Annotated in this window: 14 protein-coding genes; 6 read left to right on the top strand and 8 right to left on the bottom strand. The window is 72.9% G+C overall.

What is annotated here, in order from left to right:
* Positions 1 to 41: 41 nt before the first annotated feature.
* Positions 42 to 1,373, bottom strand: coding sequence for a lanthionine synthetase LanC family protein (locus FH608_RS10755; RefSeq protein ID WP_139630266.1), 1,332 nt, complete (start codon positions 1,371 to 1,373; stop codon positions 42 to 44).
* A 140-nt stretch (positions 1,374 to 1,513) separates the two neighbouring features.
* Between FH608_RS10755 and FH608_RS10750 the strand changes: the two genes are divergently transcribed.
* Positions 1,514 to 1,846 (top strand): putative quinol monooxygenase, encoded by a 333-nt coding sequence (locus tag FH608_RS10750; RefSeq protein ID WP_139630265.1) that lies wholly within the window; start codon positions 1,514 to 1,516, stop codon positions 1,844 to 1,846.
* On the opposite strand, the gene FH608_RS10745 is transcribed toward FH608_RS10750, so the two are convergent.
* From FH608_RS10745 to FH608_RS10730, 4 genes are read right to left on the bottom strand one after another with little or no spacing between them, the layout of a single operon-like run.
* The gene (locus tag FH608_RS10745; RefSeq protein ID WP_139630264.1) at positions 1,843 to 2,712 is read right to left on the bottom strand and encodes a fumarylacetoacetate hydrolase family protein; all 870 of its coding nucleotides are present in this window, start codon (positions 2,710 to 2,712) and stop codon (positions 1,843 to 1,845) included. The two genes, FH608_RS10750 and FH608_RS10745, sit on opposite strands and share 4 nt — an antisense overlap.
* Before the next feature lie 52 nt (positions 2,713 to 2,764).
* The gene (locus tag FH608_RS10740) at positions 2,765 to 4,966 is read right to left on the bottom strand and encodes a xanthine dehydrogenase family protein molybdopterin-binding subunit (protein WP_226899269.1); all 2,202 of its coding nucleotides are present in this window, start codon (positions 4,964 to 4,966) and stop codon (positions 2,765 to 2,767) included.
* Position 4,967: 1 nt separating this feature from the next.
* The gene (locus tag FH608_RS10735) at positions 4,968 to 5,939 is read right to left on the bottom strand and encodes an FAD binding domain-containing protein (protein WP_139630442.1); all 972 of its coding nucleotides are present in this window, start codon (positions 5,937 to 5,939) and stop codon (positions 4,968 to 4,970) included.
* The gene (locus FH608_RS10730) at positions 5,939 to 6,535 is read right to left on the bottom strand and encodes a (2Fe-2S)-binding protein (protein WP_139630263.1); all 597 of its coding nucleotides are present in this window, start codon (positions 6,533 to 6,535) and stop codon (positions 5,939 to 5,941) included. Before FH608_RS10730 ends, FH608_RS10735 begins: the two co-directional genes overlap by 1 nt.
* A 133-nt stretch (positions 6,536 to 6,668) precedes the next feature.
* On the opposite strand from FH608_RS10730, the gene FH608_RS10725 reads away from it, so the two are divergent.
* Positions 6,669 to 7,292, top strand: a complete 624-nt coding sequence (locus FH608_RS10725) for a TetR/AcrR family transcriptional regulator (RefSeq protein ID WP_139630262.1) — start codon at positions 6,669 to 6,671, stop codon at positions 7,290 to 7,292.
* Between the two features lie 242 nt (positions 7,293 to 7,534).
* Here FH608_RS10725 and FH608_RS10720 read toward each other — a convergent pair whose 3' ends face one another.
* Positions 7,535 to 8,731, bottom strand: a complete 1,197-nt coding sequence (locus FH608_RS10720; protein WP_139630261.1) for a L,D-transpeptidase — start codon at positions 8,729 to 8,731, stop codon at positions 7,535 to 7,537.
* 132 nt (positions 8,732 to 8,863) lie between these two features.
* On the opposite strand from FH608_RS10720, the gene FH608_RS10715 reads away from it, so the two are divergent.
* From FH608_RS10715 to FH608_RS10700, 4 genes are all read left to right on the top strand, one after another.
* On the top strand, positions 8,864 to 9,472 hold the full coding sequence (locus FH608_RS10715) for a hypothetical protein (protein WP_139630260.1): 609 nt from the start codon (positions 8,864 to 8,866) through the stop codon (positions 9,470 to 9,472).
* Between the two features lie 67 nt (positions 9,473 to 9,539).
* Entirely contained in the window at positions 9,540 to 11,051 is a 1,512-nt protein-coding gene (gene qcrB / locus FH608_RS10710; protein WP_226899267.1) for a cytochrome bc1 complex cytochrome b subunit, read from the top strand.
* A 136-nt stretch (positions 11,052 to 11,187) separates the two neighbouring features.
* Positions 11,188 to 12,114 carry a polysaccharide deacetylase family protein gene (locus tag FH608_RS10705; protein ID WP_226899265.1) on the top strand — a complete coding sequence of 309 codons (927 nt, stop codon included), beginning with the start codon at positions 11,188 to 11,190 and terminating at the stop codon, positions 12,112 to 12,114.
* Between the two features lie 394 nt (positions 12,115 to 12,508).
* A complete protein-coding gene (locus FH608_RS10700; protein ID WP_139630258.1) occupies positions 12,509 to 13,702 on the top strand; it encodes an RNA-guided endonuclease InsQ/TnpB family protein in 1,194 nt (397 codons plus the stop codon).
* Positions 13,703 to 13,933: 231 nt separating this feature from the next.
* Here the strand turns inward: FH608_RS10700 and FH608_RS10695 are convergent, their stop codons facing one another.
* Positions 13,934 to 14,179 carry a hypothetical protein gene (locus FH608_RS10695; protein WP_139630257.1) on the bottom strand — a complete coding sequence of 82 codons (246 nt, stop codon included), beginning with the start codon at positions 14,177 to 14,179 and terminating at the stop codon, positions 13,934 to 13,936.
* Positions 14,180 to 14,453: 274 nt separating this feature from the next.
* Positions 14,454 to 17,297 (bottom strand): DUF5682 family protein, encoded by a 2,844-nt coding sequence (locus FH608_RS10690; RefSeq protein WP_139630440.1) that lies wholly within the window; start codon positions 17,295 to 17,297, stop codon positions 14,454 to 14,456.
* Between the last annotated feature and the right edge of the window lie 18 nt (positions 17,298 to 17,315).

The raw sequence follows: 17,315 nt of genomic DNA, 5'->3' as shown, positions 1-17,315 counted from the left end.
TGAATCACTCATGGGTGGACGACGGCGCGGGCGGACGGGGTTCAGCGCAGCGCGGACGTGGGCAGCGGGATGACCGGGAACGGGTTGTCGGGCAGCAGGATGACGCGGCGCGGCCGGTCGCCCCGGCCCGCCGCGTCGAGGTGCAGCAGCGCGGCGCCGATGCCGGCCGCGCCCACCATGTAGCCGGTGTCGGCGCTCACCTCGCGCGGCCGCAGCCGCCGGTACGCCTGGTACCAGCGGTAGCCGCGCCCGTCATCGCCGGTGGCCCGGCCGATCAGGTCGGTGGCGAGCAGCCGGGCGTACTCCAGGTGGTCGCGCTCCCCCGTCGCCGCCCACAGCCCCACGAACAGCTCGACCAGGCCCGCGGTGCCGCAGCACTGGCAGGCCACGTCCCAGTAGCCCTCGGTGCGGCGCCGCGGCACGCCGCTCTTGACGACGCCGCGGGCCAGGCGCTCCACCCACTCCAGGTCACCGGGGTCGCCGCCCACGCGGTGCAGCTCGTAGAACATCCTGGCCACACCGGCCGAGCCGGAGCAGAAGCCGAGGTAGTGCAGCCCGCGGGCGTGCGGCACGTGGTGCGGCACGACGGCGCAGCCGCCGGTCACGACGCTGACCTCGCGGACGAAGGCCGCCCCGCTGCGCGCGGCGAGCAGGAACCGCTCGTCGCCGGTCACTCCGTACAGGCGGGCGAGCAGGAACGCCGTCCCGGACGTGCCGGCCAGGAAGCCGGGCGTGACGGCGTCCACGGGCAGGTCGGCGCAGTCGCCGAACTGGTGGCCAGGGACCGGCAGCCGGGCGATGCGCAGCCCGGCCTCGACGGCCGCCTCCTCGTACGCGGGCACGCCGAGGTGGGCGGCGGCCCGCAGCAGGCCGAGGATGATGCCGCCCTCGCCCCGCTGGGCGGGATCGCGCGACCAGCCGACGCTTCCGGTGCCGGACTCGCGGCCCCTGCGGACGATCAGGTCGGCGATGGCCGCCGCCTCGGACTCGAAGCCGCCCTCGCCGAGCGCCCAGCCCGCCTCCATGAGCGCGAGCATCGTGCCGGCCAGCCCGTGGTAGAGGCTGAGGTCGCCCTGCTCGCGCCAGGTGGCGGCGAGCCGGCGCGCCCCGGCGGCGGCGTCCTCCAGGTACGCCTCCTCGCCGGTGGCGGCGGCCAGTTCCAGGAAGAACAGGACGATGCCGGAGGCCCCCGAGTAGAGCGACCAGGGCTCGGGGGTGACCGCCGAGCCGTCGCGCCGGTCGGGATTGGCCGCCCAGCGCCTGCCGTGCTCGTCGTCGGCCGCGGCGGACCGGATCCACTCGCCCGCCAGGACGGCGGCGGCCAGCGGGGAATCGGCTCGGGCGCTCGACGCGCGGATCCTGTCCAGACTCACCCTCCCATTGTCCCACGCATTTGGTAGGAAATTCTGGAAAGCCCGGGCTCCGGAGAGCCTCCCCCACCACTTTGCCATGGACCTCGTACGGCGGCCGCATCGATAGAGTCGGCCTACACGCACCCAAGGAGTCAAGCCCGATGATCTTCATTACCGCGAAGTTCCGCGTCCTGCCCGAACACGCCGACCGCTGGCCGGAGATCACCGCCGACTTCACCGCGGCGACCCGGGCGGAGCCGGGCTGCCTGTGGTTCGACTGGTCGCGCAGCCTCGACGACCCGGCCGAATACGTCCTGGTGGAGGCGTTCCGCGACGACGCGGCCGGGGCGGCGCACGTGCAGTCGGACCACTTCAAGCAGGCCCAGCAGACGCTGCCGCCCCACCTCGCCGAGACGCCGCGCATCGTCAACACCACCGTCCCGCAGGAGGGCTGGTCCGAGCTCGGCGAGATGGCCGTGACGGAGCGGGGCTAGCCGCGCATCGCCTCCAGGCCCCTGACCACGGTGGTGGTCAGGGTGCCGATCTCGGAGATGCCGATCGTCACCGCGTCGCCGTCCCGCAGCGTGAACGGCAGGTCGGGCACCAGGCAGGTGCCGGTGGCCAGCACCGCGCCGTCGGGGAAGACGTCGGCGCGGAAGAGGTAGCCCGCCAGGTCGTCCAGACGCCGGTTCAGCTGCGAGGTGGACGCCTTGCCGTCCCAGACCGTCTCGCCGTCCCTGGCGATGCTGAGCGTGATGTCCAGCGCGTACGGGTCGGGCACCTCCCACGCGGGCCTGATCGCCGGGCCCGCCGCGCACGCGCCCAGGTAGATCTTGGCCTGCGGCAGGTAGAGCGGGTTGACGCCCTCGATCGTGCGCGAGCTGACGTCGTCGACCACCGTGTAGCCGACGATCTCGCCGGCGGCGTTCAGCACGAGGCCCAGCTCCGGCTCGGGCACGTCGATCTCCGAGTCGGAGCGCACCGCGATGCGCCCGCCGTGGCCCGAGACCTTCCAGGCCACCGACTTGAAGAACAGCTCGGGCCGCTCGGCGTCGTAGACCAGCTCGTACACGTCGGAGGCGCGCTCGCTCTCCAGCACCCGCGCCTCGCGCGAGCGCCGGTACGTCACCCCGGCCGCCCAGACCTCCGTCAGCCCGTCCACGGGCGCGAGCTTGCGCACGGACCCGGAGGGGTGCTCGGGACCGTCCGCCCCGTCCACCCGCTCCCGCAGCCCCTCGACCGGCAGCCGCAGCAGCTCGGCCACGGTGGTGACGCCGGTCAGCTCCACCACCCGCTCGCCGTCGTCCACGCCGACCGCGGGCGCGTCGGTCAGGGGGCTGACGAACCGTACGATGTGCATGCCTGCTCCTCATTCTCATCAGACGAGTCTGGTGAGAGTCTCCCCTATCGGGTCAGGCGAGCAGTTTGTCGGGGGTGATGGGCAGGGTCCTGACGCGCCTGCCGGTGGCGTTGTGGACGGCGTTGGCGAAGGCGGCGGCGGCCCCGACCGTGCCGAGCTCGCCGATGCCGCGCGCCCCCGTCGGGCTGAGCCGGGTGTCGGGGTGGTCGAGGAAGTGCACGTCGAACTCGACCGTGTCCGCGTTGACGGGCAGCAGGTAGTCGGCGAGGTTGGCGTTCGAGATCCGGCCGGTGGCGCCCTCGACCCGGCCCTCCTCGCACATCGCCGCGGCCAGCCCGAACAGCACGCCGCCGGTGATCTGGCCGCGCGCGGTCTTCGCGTTGAGGATGGCGCCGGCGTCCACCACGGTCGTGAACCGCGACAGGAGCGGCTCGCCGGTCCACCGGTTGACCCTGACCTCGCAGAAGTGCGCGGCGTACGAGGCGTAGGCGTGCGTCGTGTCCAGATCCGCGCTGGTCCCCTGCGCGCCGACCTCCGCCGTCCCGGTCAGGGTGAGCAGCTCGCCGAACGTGACCGCCTTCCCGCCTCCGGTCAGCCTGCCCTCCGCGTACCGGACGTCGTCCGCGCCGCGCAGCGGCGAGCCCTCAGCCGTGGCGGCGTGCTCGGCCAGCTTCGCGATCGCCTCCCGCGCGGCCGTCAGGATCGCGGGCGTCACGGTCGCGGTGGCGGCCGAGCCGACCGCGCCGTAGATGTCGCTGGAACCGGCGAAGGGCAGCGCGGAGTCGCCGAGCGCGGGCCTGATCCGGTCGGCGGGCAGCCCCAGGGCGCGGGCCCCGGTCATGGCCATGACCGTCCACATGCCGGTGCCCGCGTCGGAGGTGGCGTTGCCCACGGTGGCGGTGCCGTTCGGGCGGAAGGCCACCCGCACCGTCGTGGGCGCCCGCCCTGCGTCCAGGACGGCGGTCGCCATCCCCATGCCGACCTGCCACTCACCGTCGGTGACCGCGCCCGGGCGCTCGCCGCGGCGGCTCCAGCCGAAGCGCTCGGCGCCCACGCGGTAGCACTCGTCGAGGTGCTTGCTGGAGTACGGCAGCTTCCCCTTCAGCGTCGACTCCAGGTAGTTGCGCATGCGCAGCTCGATGGGGTCCATGCCGAGCTCCTCGGCCAGCTCGTCCATCACGCACTCCAGCGCGAAGGAGCCGGACTCGTCTCCCGGTGCGCGCATGATCGTGGCGGTGGGCAGGTCGAGGCCCGGGGTGATCTTCATGCTGATGTGGACGTTCGGCGCGGCGTAGTACTTGGGGGTGGTGCGGTAGCCGGGGTCCTCCCCCAGGCTCTGGCTGATCGTGGCGTGCTCGATCGCGTTCAGCCGACCGTCCCTGCGCGCGCCGAGCGCGAACGTCTGCGAGGACGCCGCCCGGTGCCCGGTCACGGTGAAGAGCTGCTCGCGGCCGGTCACCACCTTGACGGGGCGGCCGAGCTCCCTGGCGGCCGCGGCGGCCAGCATGGCGGGCGCCCACGTGAACGCCTTGCCGCCGAAGCCGCCGCCCACGTACGGGCTGATCACGTGCACGTCGGCCTGCTCCACGCCGAGCACCCCGGACAGCTCCATCGCGTGCGCGGCGGGCCCCTGCGTGCCGCTGTAGATCGTCAGCCTGCCGTCCTGCCAGACCGCCACGGCCGCGTGCGGCTCCATCATGGAGTGGTGCCTGGGCGGGATCTCGTAGGTGCGCTCGATCGTGACCTCGCTGGCGGCCAGCGCGGCCTTGATGTCCACGTTCTCCGGCTCCTTGATCGGCACCCCCAGCGGCAGCCCGGGGACGCTGGGCGGGCTCACGGCGTGCTCCTTGGCGTCCTCGAAGGAGGAGTTCGGGGGCTGCGCCTCGTACGTCACCCTGATCAGCGCCGCGGCGTCGCGGGCCTGCTCGACGGTCTCGGCGAGGACCAGCGCGACGATCTGGCCGTGGTAGTGGACCTCGCGGTCGGCCAGCGGGGGCCGGGTCTCCGCGAAGACGGCGGCGAGCCCGGTCAGCGCACCCTGGAACGCCGGCCGGTGGTCGGGCGTGTAGATCTCGACCACGCCTCCGGCGGCGCGGGCGGCGTCCAGGTCCATCGAGACGACGCGACCCCTGGCGATCGTGCTGGTCACCAGGTGCCCGTGGACCATGCCGGGCAGCTTGTGATCGGCGGAGTATCTGGCCGCGCCGGTGACCTTGGCGCGGGCGTCGATCCGGTCCATCGAAGGTCGTGCCATGTCAGCCTGCCAGGTGGACGAGTGCGCGGACGATGGTGCGGCGCAGCAGCGCCGGTTTGAAGGCGTTGCGGGCGAGCGGCCTGGCCCCGTCGGCGGCGTGCGCCACCGCGGCCTCGAACGTCTCCGTCCGCATCGGGCGGCCCCTCAGCGCCTCCTCGACGGCGGGCAGCCGCCACGGCCTGGTGCCCACGCCGCCCGCCGCGACGCGGGCCTCGCGGATCACGCCGCCCTTCACGTGCACGGCGACGGCGGCGGAGCACAGCGCGAACTCGTAGGATCGGCGGTCGCGCACCTTCACGTACGTGGACCTGCGCGCCCACGGCAGCGCGGGCACGGTCACGCCCGTGATCAGCTCCCCGGGCCGTAACTCGTTCTCCAGGTGCGGGGTGCCGCCGGGCAGCCGGTAGAAGTCGGCCAGCCGTAGCGTGCGCTCGCCGCCCGCGCCGCGCAGCGACAGCCGGGCGTCGAGCGCGGTGAGCGCGACGGCCAGGTCGCTGGGGTGGGTGGCGACGCAGGCGTCGCTGGTGCCGAGGATGGCGTGCGAGCGGTTGTGCCCGTCGACGGCCGGGCAGCCCGAGCCGGGCTCGCGCCTGTTGCAGGGGGTGGCCGGGTCGCGGAAGTAGCCGCAGCGGGTGCGCTGCAGCAGGTTGCCGCCGATGGTGGCCATGTTCCTGATCTGCGGGGAGGCACTCTGGCGCAGCGCCTCGGCCACCACCGGGTACGGCTCCGCGACCAGGTGGTGCCCGGCCACGTCCGCCATGCGCTCCATGGCCCCGATGAACAGGCCCCGGGGACCGCGCCGGATGCCGCGCAGCGGCACGGCGGTGATGTCGACGACGTGCGCGGGGCTGACCACCTCCAGCTTCATCAGGTCGACCAGCGTCGTCCCGCCCGCCAGGTAGGCGGATCCGTCTCCGGCCCGCTCCAGCGCCTCGCCCACGCTGCGCGCGGCGGCGTACGTGTACGGCCGCATCACGCCTCCTCCTTCGCCATCCGCACCGCCTGCACGATCTGCTGATACGCACCGCAACGACAGATATTTCCGGACATGTACTCGCGGATCTCCGCCTCCGACCCCGCGTGCCCCTCCTCGATCAGCGCGACGGCGGACATGACCTGCCCCGGCGTGCAGAACCCGCACTGGAGCCCGTCGCACGCCACGAACGCCCGCTGCACCGGATGCAGCCGGTCCCCCTCGGCCAGCCCCTCGACGGTGGTCACGGCCTTGCCGCCGAGGCCGGCCGCGAGCGTGAGGCACGACAGCACCCGCCGTCCGTCCACGTGCACGGTGCACGCGCCGCACTGGCCGCGGTCGCAGCCCTTCTTGGTGCCGGTCAGGTCGAGCCGCTCGCGCAGCGCGTCCAGCAGCGTGACCCGCGGGTCGAGGGCGAGCGTGCGCGCCTTGCCGTTCACCTCCAGAGCGACCTCCACGACCTCTGCGGGCGCGGCGGTGGCGGCGGCCGCCGCCGGGCGCGGGTTCTCCGCGGTCGCCGCCAGCGCCGCCGCGGCGGCGGAGGTCAGCAGGAAGCCGCGGCGCGACACTCCGTCGTCCTGTGACTGCTCTTCCATGTGTCAGCCTCCTTGGCTCATGCCTCGGGGCGGCAGCCCGGCCACCGGTCCCCGGCACGTCTCTTGCCGAACTCGGTTCCTGTAGGTACTGAGTACCATACTGTATCGAGTTCCATCGGGATAGACTGGCGGCATGCCGGCCGAGTCACTCCAGGAACGCAAGCGGCAGAAGGCCAGAAACGCGATCATCGCGGCCGCCTACGAGCTGTTCGGCGAGCGCGGGTTCGACGACGTGACCGTGACGGAGATCGCGGAGCGGGCCGAGGTCGGGCGCACGACGTTCTTCCGCTATTTCGGCGACAAGCAGGAGGTCGTGTTCGCCGACGACGAGCGGACCATCGCGGCGCTGGTCGGCACGTTGCGGCGGGAGGCCGAGCGGCGGGCGCCCATCGGCGACTCGCTGGCCGACGCGCTCGGCGCCATCAGGGCGGCCACCCGCGAGGGCCTCACCGGCTGGACGGCCGCGCCCGAGCGGTCGGCCGTGCACGCCCGGCTGCTGCGCCGCCATCCCGAGCTGATGGCGCGGCTGCTGCTGAAACAGCAGCAGGAGGCAGCCATGATCGTCGACGTGCTGACCGAGCACGGCGCGACCCCGGAGGCGGCGACGCTGGCCACGCAGGTGTCGCTGGCCTGCCTCTACACCGCGATGCGGGTGGCCGACGACCCGGCCAGGCTGCCGGAGGTGGTCGAGGAGTCCTTCGCCCGGCTCGCCGGCCTGGGCGGCGAGGCTTCCGGATCGCCCTCCTCGGGCGAGTGATCATCGGGCGCGTGCCACGGCGGCATCGCGACGCGCGGGCTGCCGGAGCGGGCTAGAACGTCAGCATGAACTCGTAGACGTTCAGCACCCAGACCAGCAGCCACAGGGCCACGGCGGGCAGCCGGATCAGCCCCCGCCCGGTTCCGTCATTCGGCACGCTCTATCACGACGCCTTCCCTCGACGGCGATGACACCTTCAGTCTGCGTCACGACGAGCGAGGACGCCGGGACTCACCCGGTGCCTACCCGTTCACCGGCTTGCCCAGGGCGCTGCCCGCCAGCCAGTCCTCCCACGACTTGGCCCACGGCGTCGGCCCGTTGCCGAACTGCAGCTTCCGCGACGTCCCCGTCACCTCGATGATGTCCCCCCGCTGGGTGAACTCGTAGAACCAGCGGGCGTTGGCCGGGCTGGCGTTCACGCAGCCGTGGCTGACGTTGCGGCTGCCCTGCGCGCCGGTCGACCAGGGCGCGGCGTGGAAGAACGTGCCGCTGTAGGTCATGCGGACGTTCCACTTGGTACGGATGCGGTACTCGCCCGGCTTGCCGATGGTGGCGGAGTCCATGATGGTCTCCTCGGACTTCTCCTGGGCGATCATGATGCCGGAGTAGCTGTCGTCGCCCGGCTTGCCCAGGCTGACGGGGATGGTCTTGACGACCTTGCCGTTCTCCCGCACGACGGCCTGGTGGGTGGCGTTGCTGACCTTGGTGATGTGCTCGGGGCCCACGGTGAACGTCAGGCTGCGGTCCTTGGTGCCCCACAGGTCGCGCCCGGCCCGCAGCCCGGCCAGGTGCGCGACCACCGTGACCTTCTCGCCGACCGGCCAGTACTCGCGCGGCCTGAACTGGACCTGCCGGTCGCTCACCCAGCTCCACGCGCCCTCGACCGGCTCGGACATCCGCACGACCAGCGCCCGCTCGATCGCGGCGCGGTGGTCGTGGTCGGTCACCGGCTTCGACAGCAGGAGCTGGACCGGCATCCCGACGCCGACCTTCTCGCCGTCCAGCGGCGCCATGCCGCTCTCCAGCACCCGCTTCGGCTTGAGCGTGGTGAACGCGGACCGCGCGGTGACCTGCTTGCCGTCCGTGCCGGTGGCCTGCGCGCTCACCGTGTACGCGGTCGAGGGCCGCAGCGGCCACCGGGGCCGCCAGGTCCCGTCCGCGCCGGCGCTCCCGCGCACCTTCCGGCCCTTGGCGTCCTCGACGGTCACCCCGGTGACCTTGCCGCCGGTGACCTTGACGCTGATCCCGGTGTCCGGGCGGACCTTCTCCGCGCCGTCGGCAGGCGTGATCGACAGCTTGGCCACCGGGCCCTGCTCCTGGGTCTTCCCGGGCTGCGCGCCCGAGCCGTCCGGGGTGCCCGTGCCACCCGACGTGCATCCGGCGGCGAGGAGCAGCGCCGCCGTGAACGTGCTGACGAGTATGGTCCGGCCGTTCCGCATCGCCGATGCCTCCCGTGCCTGACAAATAGGTAGATTTCAGACTAGACCGTCGATTGGTGATCCCGAGGGCTTCTGCCCCGAACTGCCACGGCCATGCAAAGGAACGGCCGGCCCGCCGCCATCATGGGACGGGTGGACTACTACCTGATCTCAGACGCCCGGATCCTGGTGGAGGAGTTCGTGCTCCACGACGACCACACCGCCGCCGGCATCGACAGCGCCGTGTGGGCCCCGGACGTCCCCTGGTCCAGCGCGCCCGGGCTGAGCCGCGAGGTGCGCTCCGACGCGGCGCTCCGCGCGCGGGTGAGCGCGGTGGACCGGAGCGCCGCGGCGCGGGCGTACGCCCGGCTCGGCGGCGGCGAACTCCCCGCCGAGGAGCACCTGCGCGCGCACTTCCGCCACCGCCAGGCCCTGCCCGCGTCCGCCCCGCTCGACCTCGGCACCACGCCGGACGCGCGCCGCTACCGCATCCTGTTCGCCGGCGACTTCCACGGGGACGGGCTGGCCCAGGCCCGCGCGGCCCTGCGGCTGGAGCCCACCGGCGACCCGCGCGTGCCCGGCCGGGCGTCGGGCGGCGGCTGCACCTGGGAGCTGCGCCGGATCGGCGCGGGCATCGCGTGGTGCGTGGACGTGACCGCCGCCCACGAGGCCGGCCCGGCGCTCGGGAATCTGCTGCAGCACCACCGGCAGGCCGTACGCGAGCGGGGCCCGATCCCGGTCACCGTCGAACGCTTCGCCTGACGTCACAAATCCTCATCGCATTTCGTCATGTGGGTGACATGACGAACCATGCGTAGGCGGGATGGCGATGAAGGGCAGCTCACTGGCCAAGGCACTCGACGACCGGCTCGGCGGAGCCGGGTTCCTCAAGAAGGCGATGCGCAAGGTCTTCCCTGATCACTGGACCTTCCTGCTGGGGGAGATCGCCCTGTACGCCTTCGTGATCGTCCTGATCACCGGGGTCTTCCTCACCTTCTTCTTCAAACCGAGCATGCAGGAGGTCCTCTACGACGGCGCCTACGCCCCGCTCCGCGGCGTGAAGATGAGCGAGGCGTACGCGTCCACCCTGGACATCACCTTCGAGGTGCGCGGCGGCCTGCTGATGCGGCAGATGCACCACTGGGCCACGCTCGTCTTCCTCGGCGCCATCGTCATCCACCTGCTGCGCAACTTCTTCACCGGCGCCTTCCGCAAGCCCCGCGACCTCAACTGGCTGATCGGCGTGGCGCTGTTCGTGCTGGTGATGTTCAACGGGCTGTTCGGCTACTCGCTCCCCGACGACCTGCTGTCCGGCGCCGGGCTGCGGATCCTGCACGGGGTGACGATCTCGGTCCCGCTGGTGGGCACGTACCTCGCGATGTTCCTGTTCGGCGGCGAGTTCCCCGGCGCGGACATCATAGCGAGGCTCTTCAGCCTGCACGTCCTGCTGATCCCCGGCCTGCTGCTCCTGCTCCTGCCGCTGCACGCCGTGGTGCTGACCTGGCGGCAGACGCACACCCAGTTCAGGGCGAAGGGGCTGCACGACGGCGTGGTGCGGGGCGCGCCGTTCTTCCCGGCGTTCCTGGCGAAGACGACGGTGTTCTTCCTGTGGGTGACTGCGGTGGTGGCCGGTCTCGCCACCGTGTTCCAGATCAACCCCGTCTGGCTGTACGGCCCGTACGCGCCCAGCACCATCAGCGCGGGCTCCCAGCCCGACTGGTACATGGGCTTCCTGGAGGGCGCGCTGCGGATCATGCCGCCGTGGGAGCTCACCGTATTCGGGCACACGGTGACGATGAGCGTGCTGATCCCCGCCCTGGCGGCGCCGGGCCTGCTGTTCACCGGGCTGGCCCTCTACCCGTTCCTGGAGCGGTGGATCACCCGCGACCACGCCATCCACCACCTCCTCGACCGGCCGCGCGAGGTCCCGTCGCGGGTGGGGCTCGGGGTCGCGGGGATCGTCTACTACGGCGTGCTCTGGATGGCGGGCGGCAACGACGTGCTCGCCTCGGCCTTCCACATCTCGCTGTACACCACCACCTGGATCTTCCGGGTGCTGGTCCTGGCGGGGCCCGTGCTGGGGTTCGTGATCGCGCGGCGGATCTGCCTCGGCCTGCAGGCCCGCGACCGGCACACGCTCACCCACGGGGTGGAGACCGGCGTGATCGTGCGCGGCCCGGACGGCGCGTTCGCCGAGGTCGAGCGGCCGGTGACGGACGAGGAGTCCGCGGTGCTCGTGCCGCCCGCCCTGCCCGCCCTGCCGGCGCGGGTCAACGGCGACGTCCCTCCCCCGTCCCGCCGCCGCGTGCGCGACGCCGTCCAGCGCTCCTGGTCGCGCTGAGCACCGGACCGGACCGGATCTCCGCCGTCCGCGAACCAGGTGCGGGCGGCGGTTGTCCAATCTCCTGGAACGGTCCCCGCCAGGGACCGTCACGCGTGGGGAGACGCGCCGGGGGCGGTGCGCGCAGGGGGGTTCGATGGGCATCGGTACGACGCGGGCCACGGCCCGGGTGTTCACCGCGGTGATGCTGGCGGCGGCGACGTACGGCACGGCGGCCCCGGCCACGGGCTCGCCCCGGCCGGCCGTCGGCGTACCGGCCGAAACCCCCTTCCCTCCTTCCCCGGCCGGCGCCCACTCCCTGGAGTGGGACGTAACGCTGTTCGGGCCGGCGGCGGCCGTCTCCACGACCGCCACGGCGCTCGCCGTCCTGCCCGGCGCGCCGTCGGGGGCGTTCCTCGAGCCGGTGTCCCTACCCGGTGCCGCCGCCTCGGCCTCCCCGCCACGGCCGTCCGTCGACTGCCGCCACGCCAAGTGCGTGGCGCTGACGTTCGACGACGGTCCCGGCCCCTACACCGGCACGCTGCTGCGCCATCTCGCGAAATACCACGCCCGCGCCACGTTCTTCGTCGTGGGGCTCAACGTCGTCACGTACCCCGGCGTCCTGCGCCACACGGTCGAGGCCGGGCACGAGATCGGCAACCACACCTGGTCGCACCCCGACCTGACCAGGCGGTCCGCCGCCGGGATCCGCTCGCAGCTGGGGCGCACCGACGTGGCGGTCAAGGCGGCCACCGGGGTCGTGCCACGGCTGGTCCGCCCGCCGTACGGGGCGTTCGACAGGGTCGTACGCGCGCAGACCTCCCGTCCCTTCGTGCTGTGGAGCGTGGACACCCTCGACTGGCGGTTCCGCGACAGCGCCGTGGTGGCCCGCCGGGCGCTCCGGTCAGTGCGCCCCGGCAGCGTCGTCCTGTTCCACGACATCCACCCCACGACGGTGCGGGCGATCCCGCGCGTGCTGCGGACCCTGTCCAGGCGCGGCTACCGGTTCGTCACGATCAGCCAGCTGTACGGCGGCCACCCGCCGCGCGTCGTCCACGGCGCCGCCCCGCGGAAGCGGCCGTGATCTGAACCCTTCTCGCGTACGGCGCGTATCTCCGGGTGTGAGCGGTGATCGCCTTTGGGCGCCGAGGAGAAAGGGGACGCGACACCGGCAACAGGGACACCGCGCGGGCCGGCCGGGCTGCCGGCCCGCACGGGCCGGGAACGCGGTTCCAGCAGCGCACGGACCGGCCAGGTAGCGCCGGTCACGCACTGATCGGTGAGGTAGTGCCGGCACCACCTCCGGAACGGGTCGCAGCACGATGGAGATCCGGCCCCCGGGACGCGAGCGTGGAAGCCATGCATCACTAAGCACCTGCAGCGTGGATGCCTCGTCCTTCAGGGCGGGGAGGAAACGTGGAACGGCTGGGCATGCTGGCCTCCTGGTTCTGTCGGTGGCGGTCGGTAGGTTGATCGGCATGTCCCGCTACCGGCTTCAGCCCACGCCTGCCCAAGAGGCGGCGCTGCTGGAGCATTGCGGGCATGCCCGGTTCGTGTGGAATCTCTCGGTTGAGCAGCACGAGCATTGGAAGCCGGGCCGCAAGAGCGCGCCGGGGTTCGCCGAGCAGTGCCGCCAGCTCACCGAGGCGCGCGCCGAGAACGAGTGGCTGCGCGCCGGGTCGATCATCGTTCAGCAGCAGGCGTTGAAGGACTTCGCGCAGGCCATGTCGAACTTCTTCGCCGGGACCCACCGCAGGCCGTCTTGGCGTAAGCGCGGGCAGGGTGAGGGGTTCCGGATCGTCGCCGTCAAGCCCGGCGATGTGCGCCGCCTGTCCCGCAACGTCGGCGAGATCAAGATCCCCAAGGTGGGATTGGTCCGGTTCCGCTGGTCCCGTGCCGTCCCGCAGGGCGTCAAGTCCTTCCGCATCACCCGCGACCGTGCCGGCCGCTGGCATGTGGCGTTCGCCGCCGTCCCTGAGCCGATCCCGGCATCGGGCACGGGCGAGACTGTCGGTGTGGACCGGGGCGTCGCCGTGAGCGCCGCCCTGTCCACCGGCCAGATGCTGAACGTGCCCGGCCTGCGCGACAGCGAGAAGGCGCGGCTTTTGCGGCTGCTGCGGAAGCTGGCCAGAGCCGAGCGGGGGTCGAACCGGCGCGGCAAGGTCAAGGCCGCCATCGCCCGGCTGAAGGCGCGCGAGACGGACCGGCGCAAGGACTGGGTGGAGAAGATCAGCACCGGCCTGGCCCGGCGTTTCGACGTGATCGCCGTCGAAGACCTGAAGATCTCCGGCATGACCCGGTCGGCGCGCGGCACTATCGCCGAGCCCGGCCGCAACGTCCGCCAGAAAGCGGGCCTGAACCGGGGCATCCTCACCGCCGGTTGGGGCCGGCTCGTGGAGCGGCTGGAGCACAAAGCGCCGGGCCGCATCGTCAAGATCAACCCCGCGTACACGAGTCAGCGTTGCTCGGCGTGCGGAGTCGTGGACCGGAAGGCGCGCGAGAGCCAAGCCGACTTCCGCTGCCGATCCTGCGGATACGCCTGCAATGCCGACGTGAACGCGGCCAGGAACATCGCACACGCGGCAGGGCATGCCGTGTCTGCGCGGGGAGGCACGCCGCTGCGCGGGCCGGTGAACCGCGAACCTCAACGCGACCTCCTCCTCGTGAGGTAGTTGCCGTTGGAATCCCCCTCGTTCACGAGGGGAGGATGTCAACTCGCAGTCATCAGCGCGGCCGAAGGACATGCGGTGCGCGTTCGTCGAGGTGCCGCTCGACTGGGCGGAGCCGGACGGCCGGAAGATCACCATCCGGGTCGCCAGGCTGCCCGCCACCGGGCGCGCCACCGGCACGGTGTTCAGCATCCCGGGCGGGCCGGGCGGGTCGGGCATCGACGACCTCACGCACTACCGCGCGAGCTTCACGGCGCTGCGGGACCGGTTCGACGTGGTCAGCCTCGAACCGCGCAACGCCACCTCGTACGGGATCCTGCCGCAGGAGTGCTTCGCCACCGGGCCGTGGCTCACCAGGCCCGGCGACCGGCGCGAATACGCCCGGCTGGGGCGGGCCATCAGGAAGAGGGCCGAGGAGTGCCGGCGGCGCGACCCCACGTTCTTCGACCACCTCGACTCGGCGTCCGTCGCCCGTGACATCGACGCCGTCCGCGCCGCCCTCGGGGAGCGGCGGCGCGCACCCTCCGCCGCCGCCCCGAAGGCCGCCCCCCGGGCAGCGCCGCACGCTCGAGCCGCGCCACACTCCGGGCAACCGCAGCACACGCCCGGGGAACGTCGGCCGGTGCCCGCGCACCCGAGCAGGTCCGCGCATCTCGGCCGGGGCCGGGCGGCGCCGCACGGGCGTCATGGGCGGAACAGCCGGCGGGGTCGCACCGCCGATTCCGGGCGACCCCGCGCGACCGTCCTCAGCCCGTCACGTCAGCAGGGCCGCCACCGCCAGGGCCGGATCGGGGTGGGCGGTCAGGAGGGCGGCCGCCTCCCGGTGGAGGGAGCCGCCAGGCGACGGCGCCTGCCACGAGCCCTCGCACCCGAGCAGCCCCGCCACCGCGTCGCACGAGGCAGGATGCCCCAGGAGCAGCTCGGCCACCGGCCCCGACGCGGCCACCGCGGCGGGCGCGGAGGCGGCGGGCGCGGGGCGGGCCGACCAGGGCGGCACCCAGGCGTCCACGGCGTCCAGCGTGCCGGGGAACGTCCGCCCGGCCTCGCGCACGAGCACCGGCACCAGCTCTCCGGCCTGGTCCCGCAGCACCGTGATCAGCTTCGGCAGCCACGGCAGCAGCACCCGGTCCGGCAGTCGCCCGAACGCCTTGGAGATCACCTCCACGACGAACCCGGTCAAGGCCGGCACGGGCTCCATCGCCTGGACGAACCCGATGATGTAGAGCGGGAACGACGGCACGACCAGCGGGTTGGCCAGCAGCTCGTCGCACCGCTCCCGCAGCTCCGCCCGCGACAGCAGCCCCAGGTGGGACCGCGCGGCCCACAGCAGGGCCACCTTGGACGGCGCCTCGGGATGCGACTGCTGCACGGCCAGCTCCAGCTGCGCCCGGTCGCAGCCCAGCGAGATCGCCAGGCTCTCCATCGAGAACAGGAACCCCAGCATGGCCGCGACCTGCCGCACCCCGGCGTCGTCCGCCACGAAGGCGGTCGGCAGGAGGGTGCAGTACTGCGCGTATCCGGAGGTGGCGAACTCCTCGCACCAGGCCGGCAGCTCCGGCTCGTGGGCGCGGTAGTAGGCCATCAGCCGCCGGATCCTGCGCAGCACCTCGGGCGCGTCGTCCACGGAGCGCTCCGAGGCGAGCAACTCGACGGCCCGCTGCCCCAGCTCGTCGGCGAAGCGCCAGCTGCCGAGGAAGAGCACCGCGTCCTCGACCGCCGCGAGCGCGACGGCCGCGGTGGCCTTCGGATCCCAGGCGGCACGGCGCAGCCGCTGCTCCAGCACCTGCTCGATGGTGACGCCCTCGTAGCCCAGCTCGATGATCGAGCGCTGGTGCTTGCCGAACGCCACGTCCCAGCTCTCCTGGATCGAGCGCTCCCCCAGCCGGCGCTCGCCCATGATGGGCCGTACGGCGTCCGACGGCAGCAGGTAGCGCAGCATCCACAGCAGGTCGGAGCAGGGCGCCAGGTGCGGGTCGGCGTTGAGGTCGAGCAGCGCCCGCTGGATCGTCCGCTTCTCCAGGTCGAGGCCGAGCGGCTCGAGCCGGTCGTAGACGTCGCGGGCCAGCGGCGGCAGCGCGTCGTAGCCGACCTCGCCCACGCGGTCGCCGCCGAGCAGGATCTCGCACAACCGCCGCACGTCGCGCCGGCCCGGCACGGAGTCCTTCTCGATGCACGTGACGGCCGCGTCCTGGAAGTCGTACGGGGTGGGCCTGGCCCGGTTGCGCATGCCGGCGAGCAGGATCGAGGTCTCGAACACGGCGATGGCGTCGGCGGTGCTGGCCAGGTAGCCGTTGCGGCGGGCCAGCCGGACGATGTCGACGCTCCAGCCGAGCAGCTCGGCCTCGTCCATCTCGTCGAGCGCGGGCGGCTTCGACAGGAACCCGCTCAGCCGGTCGGTCACCTCACCTCGGGGCGCGTCCCTTCGCAGATCCGGCCCCACCAGCTCATCGTCCGGGGGAACCGAGCCCGCCGGCTCGCCACCCTTCCGGCCGGCCGCGCCGCCTTTCTTGCCCGGCGCTCCGCCCTTGCGTCCGGCCGGTGCGCCCTTCTGGCCGGTCAGGCGGAACGGGGTGAGCCGGCCGCGGGTCAGCGACTTGGCCCAGGACGCCGCCGCGATCGACACCGAGCCCGAGGCCAGCCCGAACTGCGCCTCGATGGCCGAGTGGCTGGACGGGATGAGCCCGTACAGCCATTTCGTCCCCGTACGGGGGCTGATCTCGTAGGTGGCCGTGGACGCCAGCCCGAACTGCTCGACGCGGCTGGCCGCGTGGAAGGCGCCGCACACGTACAGGCAGTCGGCGGGGTCGGCGCCCGAGGCGGACAGGTGCTCGCGCATCCTGGTCCACATGTAGCGCTCGCGGTCCTCGTCCACGGCCAGCCGGTCCGCGTCGCGGTCGAGGTGCCGGAACAGGCTGCCGATCAGCACCATGACCTGGCGGTACGTGTCGTAGTCCGCCCCGGCGAGCGGCTGCTCGACGTACTGGTCCCACCACTCGGACCAGTGGCGCACCTTGCCGTGGTGCAGCAGGTGCTCCTCCAGCTCGGCGAAGCGCGGGCGCAGGTCGCCGATCTCCACGCCGACGGCGTCGCCGTGCAGGCCGGGCTCCTCCGCGTGCTCCTTCTTCGCGGGCTCCTCCTTGGGCGCCCACTGGAAGACGTGGTCCGTCGACCTGTCGACCAGCACCAGCTCGACGCCCGGGGTCTCCAGCGCGTACGAGATGGCCTGGTACTCGGCGGACGCCTCGGTGATGGGCGCCACGACGCTGAGCGGCGCCCACGAGGCGGGGAACCCGTCGATCTCGGTCGCGAACGCCTGCACCGCCACCGGCAGCCGGCAGTTGCGCAGCTCGGTCAGGAGCGGCTGGAGGTCCTCGCAGAGCTCCAGATAGATGACCTTGGGCTGCTTCTCCCGCAGCCTGCGCACCATCGCCAGCGCCGAGGCGGGTGAGTGGTGGCAGACCGGGAAGATCTCCAGCTCCTCGCGCAGCGCCCGATCCACGTCGTCGACCAGCCCGGTCAGGACGCCGGACACGACGTCGCCGCCGAACTCCCGCGCCGCCTGCGTGAGCTGGTCGCGAAGCGGGTCGAACGCCCCCATGACCGTGGCCGTGTCCGT

The sequence above is a fragment of the Nonomuraea phyllanthi genome (genome assembly GCF_006334985.2).
GTDB classification, from domain to species: Bacteria; Actinomycetota; Actinomycetes; order Streptosporangiales; family Streptosporangiaceae; genus Nonomuraea; species Nonomuraea phyllanthi.
The sequence above is the reverse complement of the archived record's forward strand: the minus strand, read 5'-3'. Positions and strand labels throughout refer to the sequence as shown.